The following is a 17922-nucleotide window of genomic DNA, read 5'->3' as shown; positions in this document are numbered from 1 at the left end:
CCGTCTAATCAAAAGCGTAGCCGGGTGGCAGCGGATCATCCGGCGCGGGCGGGAGAGTGACGATGCGGCGAGCGACACGATGGGCGGGCGCGGTGGCGCTCGCGACGCTGACGGCGAGCGGCGGTCACGGCCAGCAGGCCGGCCCCTCCGGCGTCGACCTCGCCGACCCGCGCGTCGGCACCGCGCCGCTCGACCGCCCCGAGCTGATCGGCAACGCGCCGCCGCCGGGCGAGCCGACCTATTCGGGCATCACCTCGCCGGGCGCGCGGCTGCCGCACAGCGCGGTCGAGGCGGCGCCGGTCAACGTCAACGTGCCGCTCAGCTACCCCACCGGCGTCGCGACGCCCTATTACTACAGCAACCCGACGATGATCGGCTTCACCGCCGGCGGCGGACCGACCTATGGCGGGCGCGCGCAGCCCTTCGTCATGCCCGTGGTCGGTGACTGGACCGTGCCGCCGGCGTCGACCCAGGCCTATTACGACAAGGCCAAGGAGGTGGCATCGCCGGGCTATTATGCCGCCGATCTCACCAGCATCGGCGTCAGGGCCGAGCTGACCGCGACCCGCGCCACCGGGCTGATGCGCTTCACCTTCCCCGCCACCGAACGGGCGCACCTGATCCTCAATCTCAACCGCCGCGGCGGCGCGATCGAGGTGGTCAATGATCGGACCGTGCGCGGCGCCGCCACCGCCAACGACGATCACGACGCCCGCGACGGTCGCTACTTCGTCGCGATCTTCTCCAAGCCGTTCAAGCGCTTCGGCACGTTCCGCAAGGCTGCGGGCGGTGGTCAGGGCTATGGCATCGGCGGCTCGGACGTGTTGCCCGACGCACGCACGATCGAGGGCGGTTTCGCCGGCGCCTATGCCGACTTCACCACCCGCGCGGGCGAGCAGGTGCTCGTCAAGATCGCGCACGGCGCGAGCTACGCCGACGCCGAGGCGCGACTGCGCGCCGAGAGCCCCGGCTGGGACTTCGACGGCATGCGCGGCGCGGCGCGCGCGGCCTGGTCGGGGCTGCTCGACCGCGTGCAGGTGAGCGGCGGCAGCGAGAAGCAGCGGCGGCTGTTCTACTCCACCTTGTTCCAGTCCTTCGCCAGCCCGCGGCTGATCGCGCGCAAGGGGGAGCGCTTCGCAGACAGCAACGGCAAGGTGCAGACCGCGACGCACGACCGCTACGGCCCGGTGCCGTTCTGGGATACCGGGCGCAACCAGATCGTGCTGCTGGAGCTGCTCGAGCCTCAGGTCGTGCAGGACATCATGGCGTCCGAGCTCGACATGGCGCGCGAGCGTGGCTTCATGAACACCTCGTTCCACGGCGACAATGCGGTGTTCCTGTATCTCGGCGCGATGCGGCGCGGCATCCCGTTCGACTATGCCGCGGCCTACGGCTACATGCGCAAGAACGCGACCGATCCCGCCGGGCCGCGCGGCTATCTCGCCGAGTATATGCGCCGCGGCTGGATCTCGGACGAGGTACCCGCGGGCAACCCCAGCCCGCCCTACGCGGGCGGCAAGGCAGGCGCGGCGACCACGCTGGAATATGCCTGGGACGACCACGCCATGGCCGAGCTGGCCGAGCGGCTCGGGCGCCGCGACGATGCCGCCATGTTCCGCCGCCGCGCCGCCAACTGGCGCAACGTGTTCGACAAGCGCACCGGCTTCGTCCGCGGGCGTACGGAGGACGGCAAGTGGATCGCGCCGTTCGACCCGCAGGAGCCCTATTACAACTTCATGATGAAGGAGGCGTCGGGCTGGTCGACCCTGTGGCTGGTACCGCACGACGTCGGCGGGCTCGCCGGCGCGCTCGGCGGGCGTGCGGCGTTCAACGCCAAGCTCGACCGTTTCTTCGCGACGCCCTACACGCCCAAGGGAATCTGCCGCGACTGCACGGGGATGGTCGGCCAGTACGTCCAGGGCAACCAGCCCGACCAGCACGCGCCCTTCCTCTACGCCTGGGGCGGGCAGCCGTGGAAGACGCAGGCGCTGGCCCGTCGCATCCTCGACAGGCTCTACGGCAGCGACGCCTCGGGCTTCGGCTATCCCGGCATGGACGACCAGGGCGCGACCTCGTCGTGGTACGCGCTGACCGCGCTGGGCTTCTACCCGGTCGATCCGTCGAGCGACGTCTATATGCTGGCGAGTCCGGTGTTCGACCGCGCCGCGGTCACGCTCGGCAACGGCAAGGTGCTGGAGATCGTGGCGACGAATAACGGCGCGGCGAACCCGTACATCCAGTCGGCGACGCTCAACGGGCGCCCCTGGACCAAGGCGTGGTTTCGCCACGACGACGTCAAGGACGGCGCTCGGCTCGAGCTGGTGATGGGGCCGACGCCCAACAAGGCCTGGGGGAGCGCCCCGGCCGACGCGCCGCCGACGCTGACGCCGATGCCGCGGTAGGTGCGGAGGGCGCGGCGAGGCGGTGCTGGTCCCGGGAGGGTGGCGACGGTGGTAGGCGGAATGTCGCCCTCCTCGCCGCCACCCCGGCGGCCGCCGGGGTCCAGTTGGGCGACGCGTGCGGCTCTCAGGAGGACCTTCCCACCTGGACCCCGGCGTCCGCCGGGGCGGTGCGTTCGGGGGCACTCCCGTGTTCCTGCGAACGCAGGAACCCAGGGCCACGAAGGGTAACGGGCTGCCGCCCTAGGCTCCTGCGTGCGCAGGAGCACTGCACCGCCAAGCGGGAAAGTCGACCGCCACCAGCCTGTTTTCCGGCGTAGGGCGGGGACCAGTCGTGCAACGGCGGTGGCTCTCACGCGGACCTACCCACCTGGACCCCGGCGTCCGCCGGGGCACGCCGTCAGCGTCGCGCCCCGGCTCTCACCCCCGCGCCATCCGCCCGAACGACGGCGGCCGGTCCGCCGGCGCGGTGCCGAAGCGCGACGGCGCGGCGCCCATGGTGAACTCGAGCGTGCCGCCCTTCACCAGGTCGCGGTGCGCGATCCAGTTGCGCGTCCACGGCTTCCCGTTCCAGTGCACCGATTGGACATAGGGCCGGTCGGGCGCGTTGCCGATCGCGCGCACGCGCAGTCGGCGCCCGCCACCCAGGTCCAGCTCGGCCGCGTCGAACAGCGGCGAGCCGAACACGTACACCGCGCTGACCGGATCGACCGGGTAGAAGCCGAGCGAGCTCAGCACGAACCAGGCGCTGGTCTGGCCGCAATCGTCGTTGCCGATCACACCGTCCGGGTCGGCCTTGTACATCTCGTCGCACAACCGCCGCACCATCGCCTGCGTCTTCCACGGCGCGCCCGCGAAGGCGTAGAGATAGGCGACGTGCTGGTCGGGCTCGTTGCCGTGCGCGTACTGGCCGACCAGCCCCGAGATATCGGGCGGCGCGTTCTTGGGCAGCGTCGAGGGCGCGCTGAACAGAGCGTCGAGCTTGGCGATGAACTTGGCGTCGCCGCCGAAATGCTCGATCATGCCGTAGCTGTCGTGCTGGTTGAGGAAGGTCGCCTGCCAGCCGTTCGCCTCGGTATAGTCGCGCTGCTTCTCGGGCGCGTGGCCGAGCTGGATCGGGTCATAGTCCTTCCACCAGCTGCCGTCGGCGAAGCGCGGGCGCGCGAAGCCGATCGACGGGTCGATCACGTTGCGCCAGTTGCGCGCGCGCCGGCGCAGCGCGGCGGCGTCGGCCGTCGCGCCGGCGGCCTCGGCGATCACCGCCGCGGCCCAGTCGTCATAGGCATATTCCTGCGTGCGGCTGACCGATTCCCAGGTCTTGTCTGCCGGCACGAAGCCCAGGTCCATGTACCAGCCGCGCCCGAGCGAGCTGTCCGAATCCTTGAAGTCGCGGTCGAAGGCGCGGCGCCGCAGGTTGGGCCAGGCGGCGGCGTAATCGGCCTTGATCCCCTTGGCGCAGGCCTCCGCCATCACCGATACCGCGTGCCAGCCGATCATCGTGCCGGTCTCGACCCCCTGGAGCGGCCACACCGGTGGCCCGTACGGGCTCTCCACTGTCTGGCGCACGAGATCGCGCACGAGCAGCCCGGCCTGCTCGGGCTTCACCAGCGTGAGCAGCGGGTGCAACGCGCGATAGGTGTCCCACAGCGAGTAGGCGCTGTACGCCGCCTCGCCCGCGGGGACACGGTGGACCTGGCGGTCGAGCCCGACGTAGCGGCCGTCGCGGTCGGTGAAGAGCGTCGGGCCGACCAGGCAGTGGTAGAGCCCGCTCGCCATGATCGTGCGCTCGGCCAGGGTGGCGCCCGCCACCTTGATCGAGTCGAGCTCGCGCGCCCAGCGCCGCCGCGCCGCGGTGGCGGTGGCGTCGAAGTCCCAGCCGGGTGCCTCCTCGGCCAGCGCCTGCCTGGCGCCCGCGACGTCGACCGCGGAGATGCCGGTCTTGATCAGGATCGGCGCGCCGCCCGCCTGATCGTAGAAGAGGGCGACCTTGAGCTTGGCCCCGGTGGCGGCGCGCGCGCCGGCGGGCAGCGGGCGATCGTCGTCGCCGTAGAACTGGACCCGGTCTGGCTGGCGCGAGAGCCGCATCGCGAAGTGGATCCGCCGCCCCTTGGCCCAGCGATGGACGCGGCGGCTGCCGGTGAGCAGCCCGTCGGCGTCGAGCTGGAGCGACGCCTCGTCGACCAGCACGCCCTTGTCCCACACGTCGAGCACCATGTGCGCGAAATCGACCAGGATGTGCGCGGGCCCGTCGGGGAAGCTGTGGCGGTGCCAGCCGGTGCGGTCGGTGACGGTCAGCTCGGACAGCACGCCGCTCTCGAGCCGGACGCGGTAGTAACCCGGCTCCGCGTGCTCGTCGGAGAAGCGCTGGCGGTAGCCCTGGTCGGGGTCGCTGAGCGGTCCGGGCTGGAGCTGGACCGGCCCGCGCGTCGGCACCACCAGCACGTCGAGCATGTCGCCGATGCCGGTGCCCGACAGATGCGTGTGGCTGAAGCCCATGATCGAGGTGTCGGTGCGGTGATAGCCCGAGCAGGAATCCCAGCGCGTGTTGTCGGTGTCGGGGCCGAGCTGGACCATGCCGTGCGGCATCGTCGGCCCGGGGAAGGTGTGGCCGTGGCCGCCGGTGCCGATGAACAGGTCCGGCGCGGCAGCGGCGGGCGCCGCACCGCCCTGCGCGCGCGCGACGGCGGGGAGCGCGCCGGCCAGGCCGAGCGCGGCGGCGGAGGCGAGCGCCTCGCGGCGGGTGGTGGTCATCTCGGGTCCTTCAGGGTCGGTCAGGGCGGGGCAGTCAAAGGCGGGTGGCGAGCAGCGCGGGACGACGCCGCTCCAGATCGAGGATGAGGTCGCCGAACAGCCCGTTGGCCCAGGCGAACCAGGGGCGCGTGAACTTGGCCGGATCGTCCTTGTGGAAGCTCTCGTGCATGAAGCCGGTGCCGGCATGGGTCGCCTTGAGCCAGCGCAGGCATTGCAGGATCTGCGCGTCGTCGTCGCTGTCGAGCGCGCGGCTGACGATCGACATCGGCCAGATCATGTCCATCCCGACATGCGGGCCGCCGATCCCCTCGGCCGCGCTGCCCTTGAAGAAATACGGGTTGCGCTCGCTCCACGCCAACGCCTGGGTGCGACGGTAGAGCGGGTCGTCGCGCTTCGCCGCGCCGAGCAGCGGCAGCGCCGAGAGGCTCGGCACGTTGGCGTCGTCCATGAAGATCGCGTTGCCGTAGCCGTCGACCTCATAGGCCCAGACCTCGCCGCCCTGCCCGTCCGGCATCTTGCCGTGTGCCGCCAGCGCGGCCTCGACCTCGCTCGCCAGCGCCTCGGCGTCGGCGGCGCTGGTGGCGTCGCCCGCGGCCTCGCGCTGGACGGTGGCGAGCATGCGCAGCGCGCTCACCGCGAACAGGTTGGACGGGATCAGGAAGGGGTACAGGCAGGCGTCATCCGAGGGGCGGAACATCGAGTGGATGAGCCCGACCTTGCGGGTCGGCGCGCCGCGCCCCTCGAACATCAGCGTCTCGGTCGGCGACAGGTTGAGCCGCTGGAAACGGTACGGCCCGTCGTCGGTCTTGCGCTGCTGCTGGCGCAGCGTCGCCACCGCCAGCGCCATCGCACGCTGCCAGGTGGCGTCGAATGGCGCCTTGTCGCGCGTCGCAGTCCAATAACCGTGTGCCAGCCGCATCGGGTAGCAGAGCGAGTCGATCTCCCACTTCCGCTCGGCGACGCCCGGCTTCATCTCGGTCTTGTCGTCGCGCGCGCCCAGGTTCGAGCGCGCGGTCGGGTCCTCCATGAAGGCGTTGGCATAGGGGTCGATCAGGATGCAGCGCGCCTGGCGCTGGATCAGGCCGTGGAAGAGCCGGCGCAGCGGCGCGTCCTTCGGCGTGAGATGCACGTAGGTCTGCAGCTGCGCCGAGCTGTCGCGCAGCCACAGCGCCTCGATGTCGCCGGTGATGACGAAGGCGTCGGGCTTGCCGTCGACCGTGCCGACCTTGGTGACCGTGGTGTCGAGCGTGCTCGGGTAGCAATTCTCGAACAGCCAGGCGAGCTCGAGGTCGGCGATGCGACGCTTCACGCGCGCGATCTCGGCCTCGACCGCGGCGCTGGTGAACCTGCGCTGCGCCTTGGGCGGGCGCTTGCTCGCGAACGCCTGCGCCGCCGCGGCGCGCGGCAGCGCGGCCGCGACCGCCGCCGCCCCCGCGCCCGCCATCAGCTCACGCCGCGCGATCACTTCACCGCCCCGGGCGCGCTCATCGAGAAGGGCCGGTCCGCCTTGGCGGTGCCCCATTGCTTGTTCGGCGTCGGCCCCATCACGAAGCGCAACGTGCCGCCGGCCTGAAGCGCCTCGCGCGACAGCCACGGCTTGCTGTAGGGCGCGCCGTTGAGCGTCGCCGACTGGATGTAGACATTGTCGCGGCTGTTGTTCTCGGCCTCGATCGTCAGCACCTTGCCGCCCGGCATGGTGACGCTGGTGCGGCGGAACAGCGGGCTGCCGATGGCATATTGCCCGACCGTCGGCGTGACCGGATAGAAACCGAGCGCCGAGAAGACGTACCAGGCCGAGGTCTGGCCATTGTCCTCGTCGCCGGGATAGCCGTCGGGCGCGGCGGAGTAGAGTTTCCGCATCACCTCGCGCGCGTGATACTGCGCCTTCCACGGCGCGCCGGCCCAGTCGTACAGATAGATCATATGCTGGATCGGCTGGTTGCCATGCGCGTACTGGCCCATGTCGACGATCTGCATCTCGCGGATCTCGTGGATGACCTGCCCGTAATAGCTGTCGTCGAAGATCGGCGGGGTCGAGAACACGGAGTCGAGCCGTGCCACGAACTTCTGATCACCGCCCATCAGGTCGATCAGGCCCTGCACGTCCTGCATCACCGACCAGCTGTAATGGATCGAATTGCCCTCGGTGAAGGCATCGCCCCATTTGTACGGGCTGAACGGCGTCGACCAGCTGCCGTCCTTGTTGCGGCCGCGCATCCAGCCGCTCTGCGGGTCGAACAGCTTGCGATAGTTCTGCGCGTGCTCGGCATATTTCTTCGCGTCGTCGGTCTTGCCCAGTGCGGCGGCCATGCGCGACAGCGAGAAGTCGGCGGTGGCATATTCGAGCGTGCGCGCGGCATTCTCGTTGATGCCGACGTCATAGGGGACGTAGCCGAGCTGGTTGTACAGCTCGACGCCCTCGCGCCCGACCGCGCTGAGCACCTTGCCGCTCTTGTCGCGCGGGCGCCCCTCGGAGGTGGTCGCGTTCTTGACCATCGCCTCGTACAGCGTGTTCGCGTCGAAGCCGCGTACGCCGTTGAGATAGGCGTCGGCGATCAGATTGGCCGAGTTCGACCCGATCATCACGCTGCGGTGCCCCGGGCTGGCCCATTCCGGCAGCCAGCCCGATTCCTTGTAGGTGTTGACCAGCCCCTGCATGATCTCGCCGTCGCGCTCGGGATACATCAGCGCGAAGAACGGGAAGACCGCGCGCCACGTGTCCCAGAAGCCGTTGTCGGTGTAGAGCGGGCCGTCGTGGACCTTCCCGTCGTACGGGCTGTAGTGGATCAGCTTGCCGTCCGCGCCGCGCTCGTGGAACTCGCGCGGGAATTGCAGCATGCGCCACAGCGCCGAGTAGAAGGTACGGCGGTTGTCGAGGTCGGGATCGTCGACCTTGATGCGGTCGAGCTCGGCCGACCAGGCGGCGCGTGCCTTGGCCCTGGTCTGGTCGAACGTGTCGCGGCCGATCTCGCCGTCGAGGTTGCGCTGCGCCTGCTCGGCGCTGATGAACGAGGAGGCGACGCGCGCGCCGACCTGCTCGCCCTTCTTCGTCGCGAAGCTGATCACCGCGCCGACGTGGTCGCCCTCGGCGCGGCGCCCCGCGGTCAGCGTGCCGCTGCCGTCGAAGGTCTGGCTGACGGTGAAGGGTTTGTCGAACTCGACCACGAACCAGTTGCGGAAGTTGGCCGGCACGCCACCGTGGTTGTTGCTGACATAGCCGGTGATGCGGCGCCGCGCCGGGTCGACCGACACCATCGAGCCGCCGGCATAGCCGTCGAGCAGGACATGCGCGTCCTTGGTCTCGGGGAAGGTGAAGCGGAAGTGCGCGGCGCGCTCGGTCGGCACGATCTCGGTGGTGACGTCATAGTCGGCGAGATAGACCTTGTAGCCCCAGGCGCGGCTCTCCTCCGCCTTGTGGCTGAACCAGGAGGCGCGCTCCTCCTCCTTCGCCTTCACCGCGCCCGTCATCGGCAGCAGCGCGAAGGCGGCATAGTCGTTCATCCACGGGCTCGGCTGGTGCGTCTGCTTGAACCCGTTGATCTTGTGGGAGCTGTACGTGTAGCCCCAGCCGTTCCCCATCTTGCCGGTGACCGGCGTCCAGGCGTTCATCCCGAACGGCACCGCGATCGCGGGATAGGTGTTGCCGTAGGACAGCTCGTAGCTGCTGTCCGTCCCCATCAGCGGGTTGACGAGGTCGACCGACGCCGGTGGCGCGTCCTGCGCCACCGTCGCCGCGGGGGAGAGCATCATGGCGGAGGCGCACAGCGCCGCGATGATGCCCCGGCGCCGCGCGCTTGCCATGTTCACTCTCCCTGAGACTTTACGATAATCAGAACTTGAAGGCGGCGCCGAGGTAGAAGCGGCGGCCGGCGTAGACGTTCGAGATGAAGCGATCCTTGGTGTCGTTGCCGAGATGCTGGCGCTGCTCGGACTTGGTGAGGTTGATCACCGAGGCGGTGATCTGGACGTTCTTCATCACGTCGATCGCGCCGTTGAGGTCGAACTGCTCGTACGGATCGTCGTAGATGTTGAGACCCGACGACAGCCCACGCACCACCTCGCCGCGGCGGTTGTACGACACGCGCGCCAGCACCGGCCCGTGCTCGTAGAAGAGCGAGGCGTTCACCTGCGTCTTGGCGCTGCCGACCAGCGGGGAGGTGCCCAGCTTGGTCCCGTTCAGCGCCACGTCGGCCTGCGACGTGTCGTTGTAGGTGAAGTTGACCTGCGCGCCGAGACCGAAGTCAAGCGTGTGCTGCGCATAGACCTCGACGCCCTGCGACACCGCCTTGGACCCGTTGGCCTGGGTGCCATATTGCTGCACCGTCACCGTCTCGCCCGCGACCTCCTGCGCCAGATCGATCACGACCGGCACGATGAAGTCCTTCACGTCCTTGCGGAACAGCGTGAAGCCGACGACCGAGCCGGGGTGGAAGTACCACTCGACACCGGCATCATATTGCCATGCGTTGAACGGCTTGAGCGCGAAATTGCCACCGCTGCCGAACCAGCCAGGCAGCGCACCGAACTCGGCACGGTCGAACACGAACGGATCCGAGTTGAAGGTGAGCGAACGCGCGCCGGCGAGATCGCCATAGCCCGGCCGCGCGATCACCTTCGACGCGGCGGCGCGCAGCAACAGGTTCGACGCCGCTTCCCACGAGATGTTGAAGCTCGGGAGGAAATCGGTGTAGCTCTTCGCCTCGGAGTTCGGGCTGAACACGCGAACCTGCCGCTGCGCCTCCGGGATCACCAAGCAGTTACCGTCCTCGCCGACCGGCTTGTTCGGGTCGAACGCGCCGCCCGGGCCATTCTGGCAATACTCGTTCTCGTAGAACAGCGCGTCGGTCGACGTCCCGTCCTGCTTCGTATTGACTACGCGGAGGCCGATATTGCCTCGGACGTTGTTCATCTTGAAGTTGGCCTGAGCGTAGCCGGCCCAGATCTTCTCCTGGATGTTATAGACGTTCTGCGGCTCGGGCACGCGCACCGGCCCATTGTAGGTCCGGTTCAGATAATCGATGTAGTTGCCGATGTTGATCGCCGGGAAGGCGCTGGTCTCGAAGCCGCCGGCGATGTTGCCGAGCGAGTTCGGGTAGAAGACCTCGGGCAGCGCCAGCGCGCCGCCGGGCGTGTCCTGGAAGCGGAGCGTGTTGGCCGCGTCCGAATACCATTCGAATCGACCCGTCTCGCGGTGGACTCGACCGTCGCGCCACTTGGCACCGACCTGGATGGACGCGAGAACCGGCGAGTCGAAGCTCCGCGTCACATCCACCTGGGCGTAGCGCTGCGAGATCGAGCTGTTGGTGAAGCCGGACCCGGTCGAACCAAGATCGATCTGCGCCACGCCGTTGAGCATGTTCTGGATGACGTCTGGCGAGAAGTTCATCGCGATCGACTGATCGGTGAAGTTCCAAGCGCTCAACATGTTGCCGTTGACCGATCCGTTGCGCGGCTTGGCTTGGGCAAAGAACTGGAACGACGGGCCGCCGGTCGCGCGTGTCTTGCCGAAGACGACGTCGACGCTCAGATGATCGACGTTCCACTTGGCATGGACGTCATAGGTGTTGGAAACACTCTTCTCGCGCGCCAGCGTGTCCTGCGGTGCGGGCGTCTCCATCGTGCACGGGTTGGCCCGGGCGCGACACAGCGTGCCTTCGGGCGGCACCTGGAAGGTGGCGCCCGTCAGGACCGTACCGCTCTTGTCGAAGGTCGCGTCGGTGAAGAAGTTGCCGTAGCCCCACTCGGGGATCTTGATCGTGCTGCTGGTGTAATTGCCGTCGAGCTGGAAGCGGAAGTAATTGGCGGTAATCTCCAGATTGTCGAACGGCTTGGCCTGCATGGTTGCCTGGATGCCGAGCCGCTTGCGCTTCTGGTCGAGGATGGTTTCGCTGACCGACTGCGGTGCCCAGTAGCCGCTGTAGCGCGTGCCATCGCGCGTCTGCGTGCCGCCGTTGTCGCCGCTGTTCCAGTAGGACACTGCCGAGTCGTTGGCGAAGGTGTTGCCGTTGATATCGGTGGCGGGTTGCGCCGCCTTGTCGTCGGTCCACCACTGCCAGCTGCTGCCGTTGGCGCTCAGCGAACGGTTCGTACGGACCTGGTAGGTCGCACCAACGAGGAAGCCGAGCGTCTTCTCCTCATTGTGCCACGACAGCAGGCCCGAGACGTTGGGCTCCACCTTCTCCGTGACGTCGGCATACGTGCCCTCGGCCGAGATCGTGCCCGACCACGGGTTCAGGTCGAACGGCACGCGCGTGTGGTTGATGATGACGCCGCCGACGCCGCCCTCGTCGAGCCGCGCCTCCGGCGACTTGAACACCTCGACGCTGCCGATCAGCGTCGACGGCAGCAGCAGATAGTTGAACGAGCGCGAGGGATCGCCGCTGTCCGCGGAGGCAATGAAGTTGCCGTTCAGCTCGGTCAGCGTCAGGTCGGAGCTGAGTCCGCGGATGCTGACACGGCTGCCCTCGCCGCCGTCGCGGTCGATGATCACGCCGGGAACGCGCTGGAGCGAGTCGGCTACGTTCTTGTCGGGGAACTTGCCGACGTCCTCGGCGGTGATCACGTCGACGAAGGCGTTCGCCTCGCGCTTGCGGCTGAGGCTCTGCTCGATCGAGCGGCGGTAACCGGTGACGACGATGTCGTCGCCGCCCGCGGCATCCGAGTCAGCGGCCGAGTCGGCGGCGTCGGCCTGGAGCTGGCCGGGGCTGTCGAGCGTGCTGTTGGCGGCGGGCGCGGAGACCTCGCCCGTGTTGCTCGACGGTGCCGGGACGGTCGTCTGGTCGGGCGCCTTGTCGGCCTGCTCGGCCTGGGCGCCGGCCGCGGTCGAGGGGCTGGTCTGCTGCGCCTGCGCGCTGCCGACGATGCCTGCGGCCAGACTCACCCCTGCCAGCAGCAGCGGCATCCGGCGGCGCAGCGGCGCGCGCGACGGGGCTTGGGCAGTAAAACCTCGCATAAGTCCATCCCTCCTCTTCGCGGTGGGATTCGTTGCCCCGCCGCGTCCCTCACCGGACCGCCGCGAGCGCGCCAGCGGCGCGCCGCACCCCTCATGCCGAGCGGCGATCACGGGTCAATCAGACAATAGCAAAAGCAAATTGTCAAATGGAAGGATTGAGAACGTTCGCGCAAACCTTTGCGAAGAGGTGTTTTATAGCCGGCACGGCCTTATTCGACCGCCTTCCACAGCGCACCCGGCTTCGGCAGGAGAAAGTGGCTGAACGGCAGGATGGCGGCGCCGACCGCGGGCGCGTCCTCGGACAAAGCGGCGCGTTCGACCGGCGCCACGGCGGGCGCATTCGTGAACGCGCCGAGCAGCGCATTGACCCGCTCGGCGAGCGACTCGACCAGGGCGGCCGGCAACCGGCCGCCGATCAGCACCGCGGCAGGGTCGATCAGGCAGCTGATCGCGTCGAGCGGGGTGCACAGCTGCCGCGCCGCGCGGTCGAGCCACGCGTCGACGCTGGCGCGCGCGCCCTCGCCCGCGTCGGGGGCGAGCGCGGCGGCGATGGCGACGCCGTCACGCGCGAGATGCTCCTGCAGCCCCGAGCGCGACACCAGCTTCTGCACCTGCTCGCGCGTGCCGCCCTCGCCGGGCGCGAGCATGAAGCCGAGCTCGCCGCTGCGCCCGTGCGCGCCGCGCGCGTAAACGCCATCACTCACGACTCCGCCGCCGAGCCCCGAGGAGATCAGGATATAGAAGAAGTTGCTCAGCCGCTGCCCACGCCCGAGCTGCATCTCGCCGGTGGCCGCGGCGGCGGCGTCATTCTCGACGAAGACCGGCAGCGCGAGCGGCTCGGCGAACAGCGCCGCCATGTCGACTCGCTCCCATGCGTCATAGGCGGGGGGTCGGCCCGGCAGATCGACCGATCCGAGATCGTCGGGAACCGCGACGCCGAGCCCGACCAGCTTGGCCGGATCGACCCCGGCGCCGCGCAACATCGGCTTGATCGAGCGGCGATAGAAAGCGCGCACGTCGTCGGGCAGCGCGAAGTCGACCTCCTCCGATCGCCGCGCCAGCGTCTCGCCGGCGAAATCGACCAGCACCAGCGTGATATGGTCACGATCGACGTTGACCCCGATGGAGTAGCAGGCGTCGCGCTTGACCTCGAGCTTGGTCGGCGGCTGGCCGCGACCGCCGCGGCGCTGCCCTGCCTCCTGGATCAGCCCGTCCTGAAGCAGTCGCCGGGTAATATTGGCGATCGCGGGGCCGGTCAGCCCGGTGATCTGCGCCAGCTCGACCCGCGTCAGCGAGCCGCCGACTCGGATCGCGTGCAGCGTCACCCTCTGGTTGTGATCGGCGGCGCGCTCGAGATTGGTGCCCGAGAGGCGCGGCGCTGGCCCGCTCACGCCACCTGCCCCGTCGTCGCCCGCCCCGCCGCCGATCGTCGCATCCTGTCGTCCCCTGGATTGTTATCGCTCCCGTTCCAGCGCCTTTCGCCCAGCACCGCAAGCAAGAACAACCGCCACGACGAATTTGAATTATGCAATTTGGTGTTCTAAACACCTTTGTTCAGGATCAACGCGCGACCTTCACGCGCGACGGTGAAAGAGGCGGGGGAGAGGGCGATGCGATATCAGGCGGACGGGCCGGCGGCGCGCGCGCCACTCGCTGGGGTCGAGCTGGGCGGCACCAAGTGCGTCGCGACGCTGGCGCATTCGCCCGACGCGATCCTCGACCAAATGACATTGCCGACACTCGCCCCGGACGAGACGCTGCCCGCGCTCGCCGCGGTGCTGGCGGGCTGGCGCGAGCGCCACGGGCTCGCCGCGGTCGGCATCGCCTCCTTCGGGCCGGTGTGCCTCGACCGCGCCTCGCCGCGGTACGGCCATGTCCTCGCGACCAACAAGCCGGGCTGGCGCGACGCCGACGTGCTCGGCACCGTCGCCGCGCCGCTAGGTCTGCCGACCGGGTTCGACACCGACGTCAACGGCGCGGCGCTCGCCGAGATGCGGTGGGGCGCGGGCCGCGGGCTCGACGATTTCGCCTATGTCACCGTCGGCACCGGCGTCGGCGTCGGCCTGGTGGTGCACGGCCGGCCGACGCGCGGGCTCGGCCACAGCGAGATCGGCCATATCCGTGTCCCCCGTGCGCGCGGCGACGACGCGCCCAGTGCCTGCCGCTACCACGACGACTGCGTCGAGGGGCTCGCCTCCGGCAGCGCGCTGCGGCTGCGGCTCGGCGACCGCGACGTCACGACGGTCGGACCCGACGACCCCGTCTGGGAGCCGATCGTCGACGTGCTCGCGGCGATGTGCCACGCGCTGGTGGGCAGCACCGGACCGCTGCGGATCGCGATCGGGGGCGGCATGCCGGTCAAGCAGCCGCACCTGCTGCCGCGGATCGCGGCGCGGCTCGAGGCCAGCCTGGCGGGCTATATGGAGCTGCCCGAGGACGGTTACATTGTCCCGCCCGCGCTCGGCGACCGCGCCGGTCCGCTCGGCGCGATCGCGCTCGCGGCCGACGCGCTGGAGGAAGCGGCCGACGTCGCCGCGCGGATCGAGGCGGAGGCGATGCTGTGAGCCGCGCCGCGCACCCCCGCCCCGCCGCCCGCCACCGTCTCGCCGCCGGCAGCGCCGCGCTCGCGCTGCTCGGCGCTCCCGCGCTGGGGCAGCAGCGCCCCGCTTCCGCGGCAGCGGTGGCGCCGCCCGTGCCCGTCACCGATCGCGCGCGCACGATCGACGCGGTCGACCCGTTCATCGGCACCGGCGGCGAAGGCCACACCTTTCCCGGCGCGGTCGCACCTTTCGGCATGGTGCAGCTGTCGCCCGACACCGACACCAGCTGCGTCATTCGCGAATGCTACGCGCACGCCGCGGGCTATCGCCACGACGACCCGACGATCGAGGGCTTCAGCCACACCCACTTCTCGGGCGCGGGCCATTCCGACCTCGGCGACGTGCTGGTGATGCCGGTCAGCGGCGACGCCGTGGCGATGGACCCGGGCACGCCCGCGGCACCGGGCTACCGCTCGCGCTTCGACCATGCCAGCGAGGTGGCACGCCCGGGCTATTATGCGGTGACGCTCGACGCGTCGCAGGTGCGCGCCGAGCTGACCGCGGGCACGCGCGTGGGCGTGCACCGGTATACCTTCCCGTCAGGCACGGCGGCGCACCTCGTGCTCGACCTGCGCCGCTCGCTTTACAATTACCCGGGTAAGGTGCTGTGGTCGGGGCTCCACCTGCGCAGCGACGGCACGCTGACCGGCTTTCGCGAGACGCGCGGCTGGGCACCCGGGCGCAAGCTGTTCTTCGCGATGCGTTTCTCGGCGCCGCTGACGGGCCATGCACTGGTCGATCGCGACACCGACATCACCTACAAAGGCTTCCAGGCGCCCGGCCGCGGCAGCGACGCGCTGGCCGAGAAGCTCGGCAAGCAGCTCGAGGCGCGGCTCGACTTCGGCGCGCTCGACCGCCCGCTCGAGGTCCGAGTCGCGCTGTCGGGGGTGGACGAGGCGGGCGCCGTTGCCAACCTCGACGCGGAGCCGGGCGCCTTCGACGCGGTGCAGGCGCGCACCCGCGCCGCCTGGGACGCGGCGCTCGGCGCGGTCGAGCTGGAGGCGCCCGCGCCGACCCGGACGATCGTCGCCACCGCGCTCTACCACAGCCTGATCGCGCCGAGCGTGTGGAGCGACGCCGACGGACGCTACCGCGGCCCCGACGACCAGGTCCACCAAGCCGAGGGCTATACCTTCCGCTCGACCTTCTCGCTGTGGGATACGTTCCGCGCCGAGCACCCGCTGCTGACGCTGGTGCAGCCGGCGCAGACCACGAACGACGTGGTGCGCTCGCTGGTCGACAGCCAGCGCTACAGCCCGCACGGCATCCTGCCAGTCTGGCAGTTCGCCGGGCGCGAGACCTGGACGATGATCGGCTATCACGCCGTGCCGGTGATCGCCGACGCCTATCTGAAGGGCTTCCGCGGCTTCGACGCGAACGCCGCGCTCGACGCCATGGTCACCAGCGCGGACTATGCCCCGTACGGCGGGCTCGGCGACTATTTGAAGCTCGGCTATGTGCCGATCGACCGCGAACCCGAGGCGGCGTCGAAGACGGTCGAATATGCCTATGACGACTGGACGATCGCGCGGATGGCGCGCGCCTTGGGCCGCGCCGACGTGGCACAGCGCTTCGAGCGCCGCGCGACCAACTGGCGCAACAGCTTCGACATCAGGACCGGCTGGCTGCGCGCGCGCAAGAGCGACGGCAGCTATCGTACGCCATTCGACCCGACCGCGATCAACTACGGCTCCGATTACACCGAGGGCAATGCGTGGCAGTACAGCTGGTTCATGCCGCAGGACCAGGCCGGCCTGTTCCGGCTGCTGGGCGGCGACCGTAAGGCCATCGCCAAGCTCGACGCGATGTTCGACTATGACAATTCCAAGCTCGACTACAGCCATGCCGAGGATATCGCCGGCCTGATCGGGCAGTACATTCATGGCAACGAGCCCAGCCACCACGTCGCCTATCTCTACAATTATGCCGGCGCGCCATGGCGGACGCAGGAGCGGCTCAAGCAGATCGTCGACACCCAATATCACGCGAGCCCCGAGGGCCTGAGCGGCAACGACGATCTCGGCCAGATGTCGGCCTGGCTGGTGTTCACCGCGCTCGGCTTCTACCCCGTCGCGCCGGGCAGCAACCAATATGTGATCGGTCGCCCGTTCGTCTCGCGCGCGACGCTGCGGCTGCCCGACGGCAAAAGCTTCACGGTGGTCGCGGACGGCCTGTCGGACGCGAACCGCTACGTCGGCGCGGTGGCGCTCAACGGCAAGCCGCTGACGCGCAGCTGGATCGAGGACGGCGAACTGCGCGCCGGCGGCGAATTGCGCTTCACCATGACGGCGCGGCCCAACAAGGCCTGGGGCGCGGCGCGCGCGGCGCGGCCGTTCTCGACGACGCGCTGAGGGACACAGCCCCCTCGTCATCCTGGACCCGACCCGGGATCCATCTGTCCGCGAGTGCCTGCGGCGGGCTGGGGACGCGGCGCCATGGATCCTGGCTCAAGGCCGGGATGACGGCGGAAGGGAGCGATGACGCTGAACGCGTCGGGTCGACGGCTAGGCGGCTCCCGCTAGCCCGCCCTCACTACCACACAGTCGCTCAGCGGCGCTCGGGCCGGCGCAGCCGCGCGCTGCTGATGCTCGCGAGCAGCAGCTCGTAATGGTCGTTGGTGTAGCCGGCGGCGAGGAAGTTTTTCACCGCGCTCACCGGCACCGCGAAACCTTGGTGCCACGCGTGCACCGCGAGCCGGCGCAGCGCCTCGAGCTTCGGATCGGCCAGCCGCGGGTTGGGCTGCTTGCCGAACAGCACGCCCATTGCCACCGCGATCCGCCCGGGCTCGCGCAGCGACGAGAGCCGGTCGCGCCGGGCGAGCGAGACCACCAGCCACTCCAGCGCGCTGAGCGCGGCGCGATCGGCGGCGACCTCGGGCTCGGCCATCGGTGCGACGGAGTTCGACGCGATGTGGCGCTCGGCGGTGAGCGCGGCGGCACCGCCGATGGCGGACGTGAAATCGATGAAGGCCATGTCGTCTCTCCCCTTCGGAGTATGCGGGGCGCACGCCACCCGCCGGAGAACCGGGGCGAGAGCGCCGTGTCAGTCTAGAGCGAGGGTGCCACGCGGTGGACGCGCCGCCGCGCCGGCGATCAGGTCGCTGGATCGTGGGTGAGCGGTCGTGCCATCGCGGCGTCCCTCCGGTGAAGGTGTCGCCGGAGCGTCACCGCCGTTTCTATACTGTGTGGTATAGAAAGCCCGCGGGACGACGTCAACGCTT

The 17922-nt window shown here is 69.6% G+C and carries 9 protein-coding genes; 3 read left to right on the top strand and 6 right to left on the bottom strand.

Features of this window, described 5'->3' with window-relative positions:
- The first annotated feature begins 62 nt into the window (after positions 1 to 62).
- Positions 63 to 2402 carry a GH92 family glycosyl hydrolase gene (locus KZ820_RS00755; RefSeq protein WP_219746831.1) on the top strand — a complete coding sequence of 780 codons (2340 nt, stop codon included), beginning with the start codon at positions 63 to 65 and terminating at the stop codon, positions 2400 to 2402.
- A 417-nt stretch (positions 2403 to 2819) separates the two neighbouring features.
- Here the strand turns inward: KZ820_RS00755 and KZ820_RS00750 are convergent, their stop codons facing one another.
- The 5 genes from KZ820_RS00750 to KZ820_RS00730 form a co-directional block, all read right to left on the bottom strand.
- A complete protein-coding gene (locus tag KZ820_RS00750) occupies positions 2820 to 5150 on the bottom strand; it encodes a GH92 family glycosyl hydrolase (RefSeq protein WP_219746830.1) in 2331 nt (776 codons plus the stop codon).
- 34 nt (positions 5151 to 5184) lie between these two features.
- The gene (locus KZ820_RS00745; protein ID WP_258047803.1) at positions 5185 to 6594 is read right to left on the bottom strand and encodes a glycoside hydrolase family 125 protein; all 1410 of its coding nucleotides are present in this window, start codon (positions 6592 to 6594) and stop codon (positions 5185 to 5187) included.
- 17 nt (positions 6595 to 6611) lie between these two features.
- Complete coding sequence (locus tag KZ820_RS00740; protein WP_219746828.1) at positions 6612 to 8951, bottom strand: GH92 family glycosyl hydrolase; 2340 nt, start codon at positions 8949 to 8951, stop codon at positions 6612 to 6614.
- 28 nt (positions 8952 to 8979) lie between these two features.
- Positions 8980 to 12102, bottom strand: coding sequence for a TonB-dependent receptor (locus KZ820_RS00735; protein ID WP_219746827.1), 3123 nt, complete (start codon positions 12100 to 12102; stop codon positions 8980 to 8982).
- 209 nt (positions 12103 to 12311) lie between these two features.
- Positions 12312 to 13493, bottom strand: coding sequence for an ROK family transcriptional regulator (locus KZ820_RS00730; protein WP_219746826.1), 1182 nt, complete (start codon positions 13491 to 13493; stop codon positions 12312 to 12314).
- A gap of 219 nt (positions 13494 to 13712) precedes the next feature.
- Here KZ820_RS00730 and KZ820_RS00725 point away from each other — a divergent pair, with 219 nt between their 5' ends.
- Entirely contained in the window at positions 13713 to 14666 is a 954-nt protein-coding gene (locus KZ820_RS00725) for an ROK family protein (RefSeq protein ID WP_219746825.1), read from the top strand.
- Between the two features lie 65 nt (positions 14667 to 14731).
- A complete protein-coding gene (locus KZ820_RS00720) occupies positions 14732 to 17053 on the top strand; it encodes a GH92 family glycosyl hydrolase (RefSeq protein WP_373369009.1) in 2322 nt (773 codons plus the stop codon).
- A gap of 196 nt (positions 17054 to 17249) precedes the next feature.
- On the opposite strand, the gene KZ820_RS00715 is transcribed toward KZ820_RS00720, so the two are convergent.
- On the bottom strand, positions 17250 to 17675 hold the full coding sequence (locus KZ820_RS00715) for a hypothetical protein (RefSeq protein ID WP_219746824.1): 426 nt from the start codon (positions 17673 to 17675) through the stop codon (positions 17250 to 17252).
- Positions 17676 to 17922 lie beyond the last annotated feature (247 nt).

It is taken from the genome of Sphingomonas citri (assembly GCF_019429485.1).
Lineage (GTDB): Bacteria > Pseudomonadota > Alphaproteobacteria > Sphingomonadales > Sphingomonadaceae > Sphingomonas > Sphingomonas citri.
The sequence above is the reverse complement of the archived record's forward strand: the minus strand, read 5'-3'. Positions and strand labels throughout refer to the sequence as shown.

Bases quoted from the DNA above. Each gene is read 5' to 3' on its own strand.
- KZ820_RS00745 (WP_258047803.1), bottom strand. From the start codon at position 6,594: ATGGCGGGCGCGGGGGCGGCGGCGGTCGCGGCCGCGCTGCCGCGCGCC.
- KZ820_RS00740 (WP_219746828.1), bottom strand. From the start codon at position 8,951: ATGGCAAGCGCGCGGCGCCGGGGCATCATCGCGGCGCTGTGCGCCTCC.
- KZ820_RS00755 (WP_219746831.1), top strand. From the start codon at position 63: ATGCGGCGAGCGACACGATGGGCGGGCGCGGTGGCGCTCGCGACGCTG.
- KZ820_RS00725 (WP_219746825.1), top strand. From the start codon at position 13,713: ATGCGATATCAGGCGGACGGGCCGGCGGCGCGCGCGCCACTCGCTGGG.
- KZ820_RS00715 (WP_219746824.1), bottom strand. From the start codon at position 17,675: ATGGCCTTCATCGATTTCACGTCCGCCATCGGCGGTGCCGCCGCGCTC.
- KZ820_RS00735 (WP_219746827.1), bottom strand. From the start codon at position 12,102: ATGCGAGGTTTTACTGCCCAAGCCCCGTCGCGCGCGCCGCTGCGCCGC.
- KZ820_RS00750 (WP_219746830.1), bottom strand. From the start codon at position 5,150: ATGACCACCACCCGCCGCGAGGCGCTCGCCTCCGCCGCCGCGCTCGGC.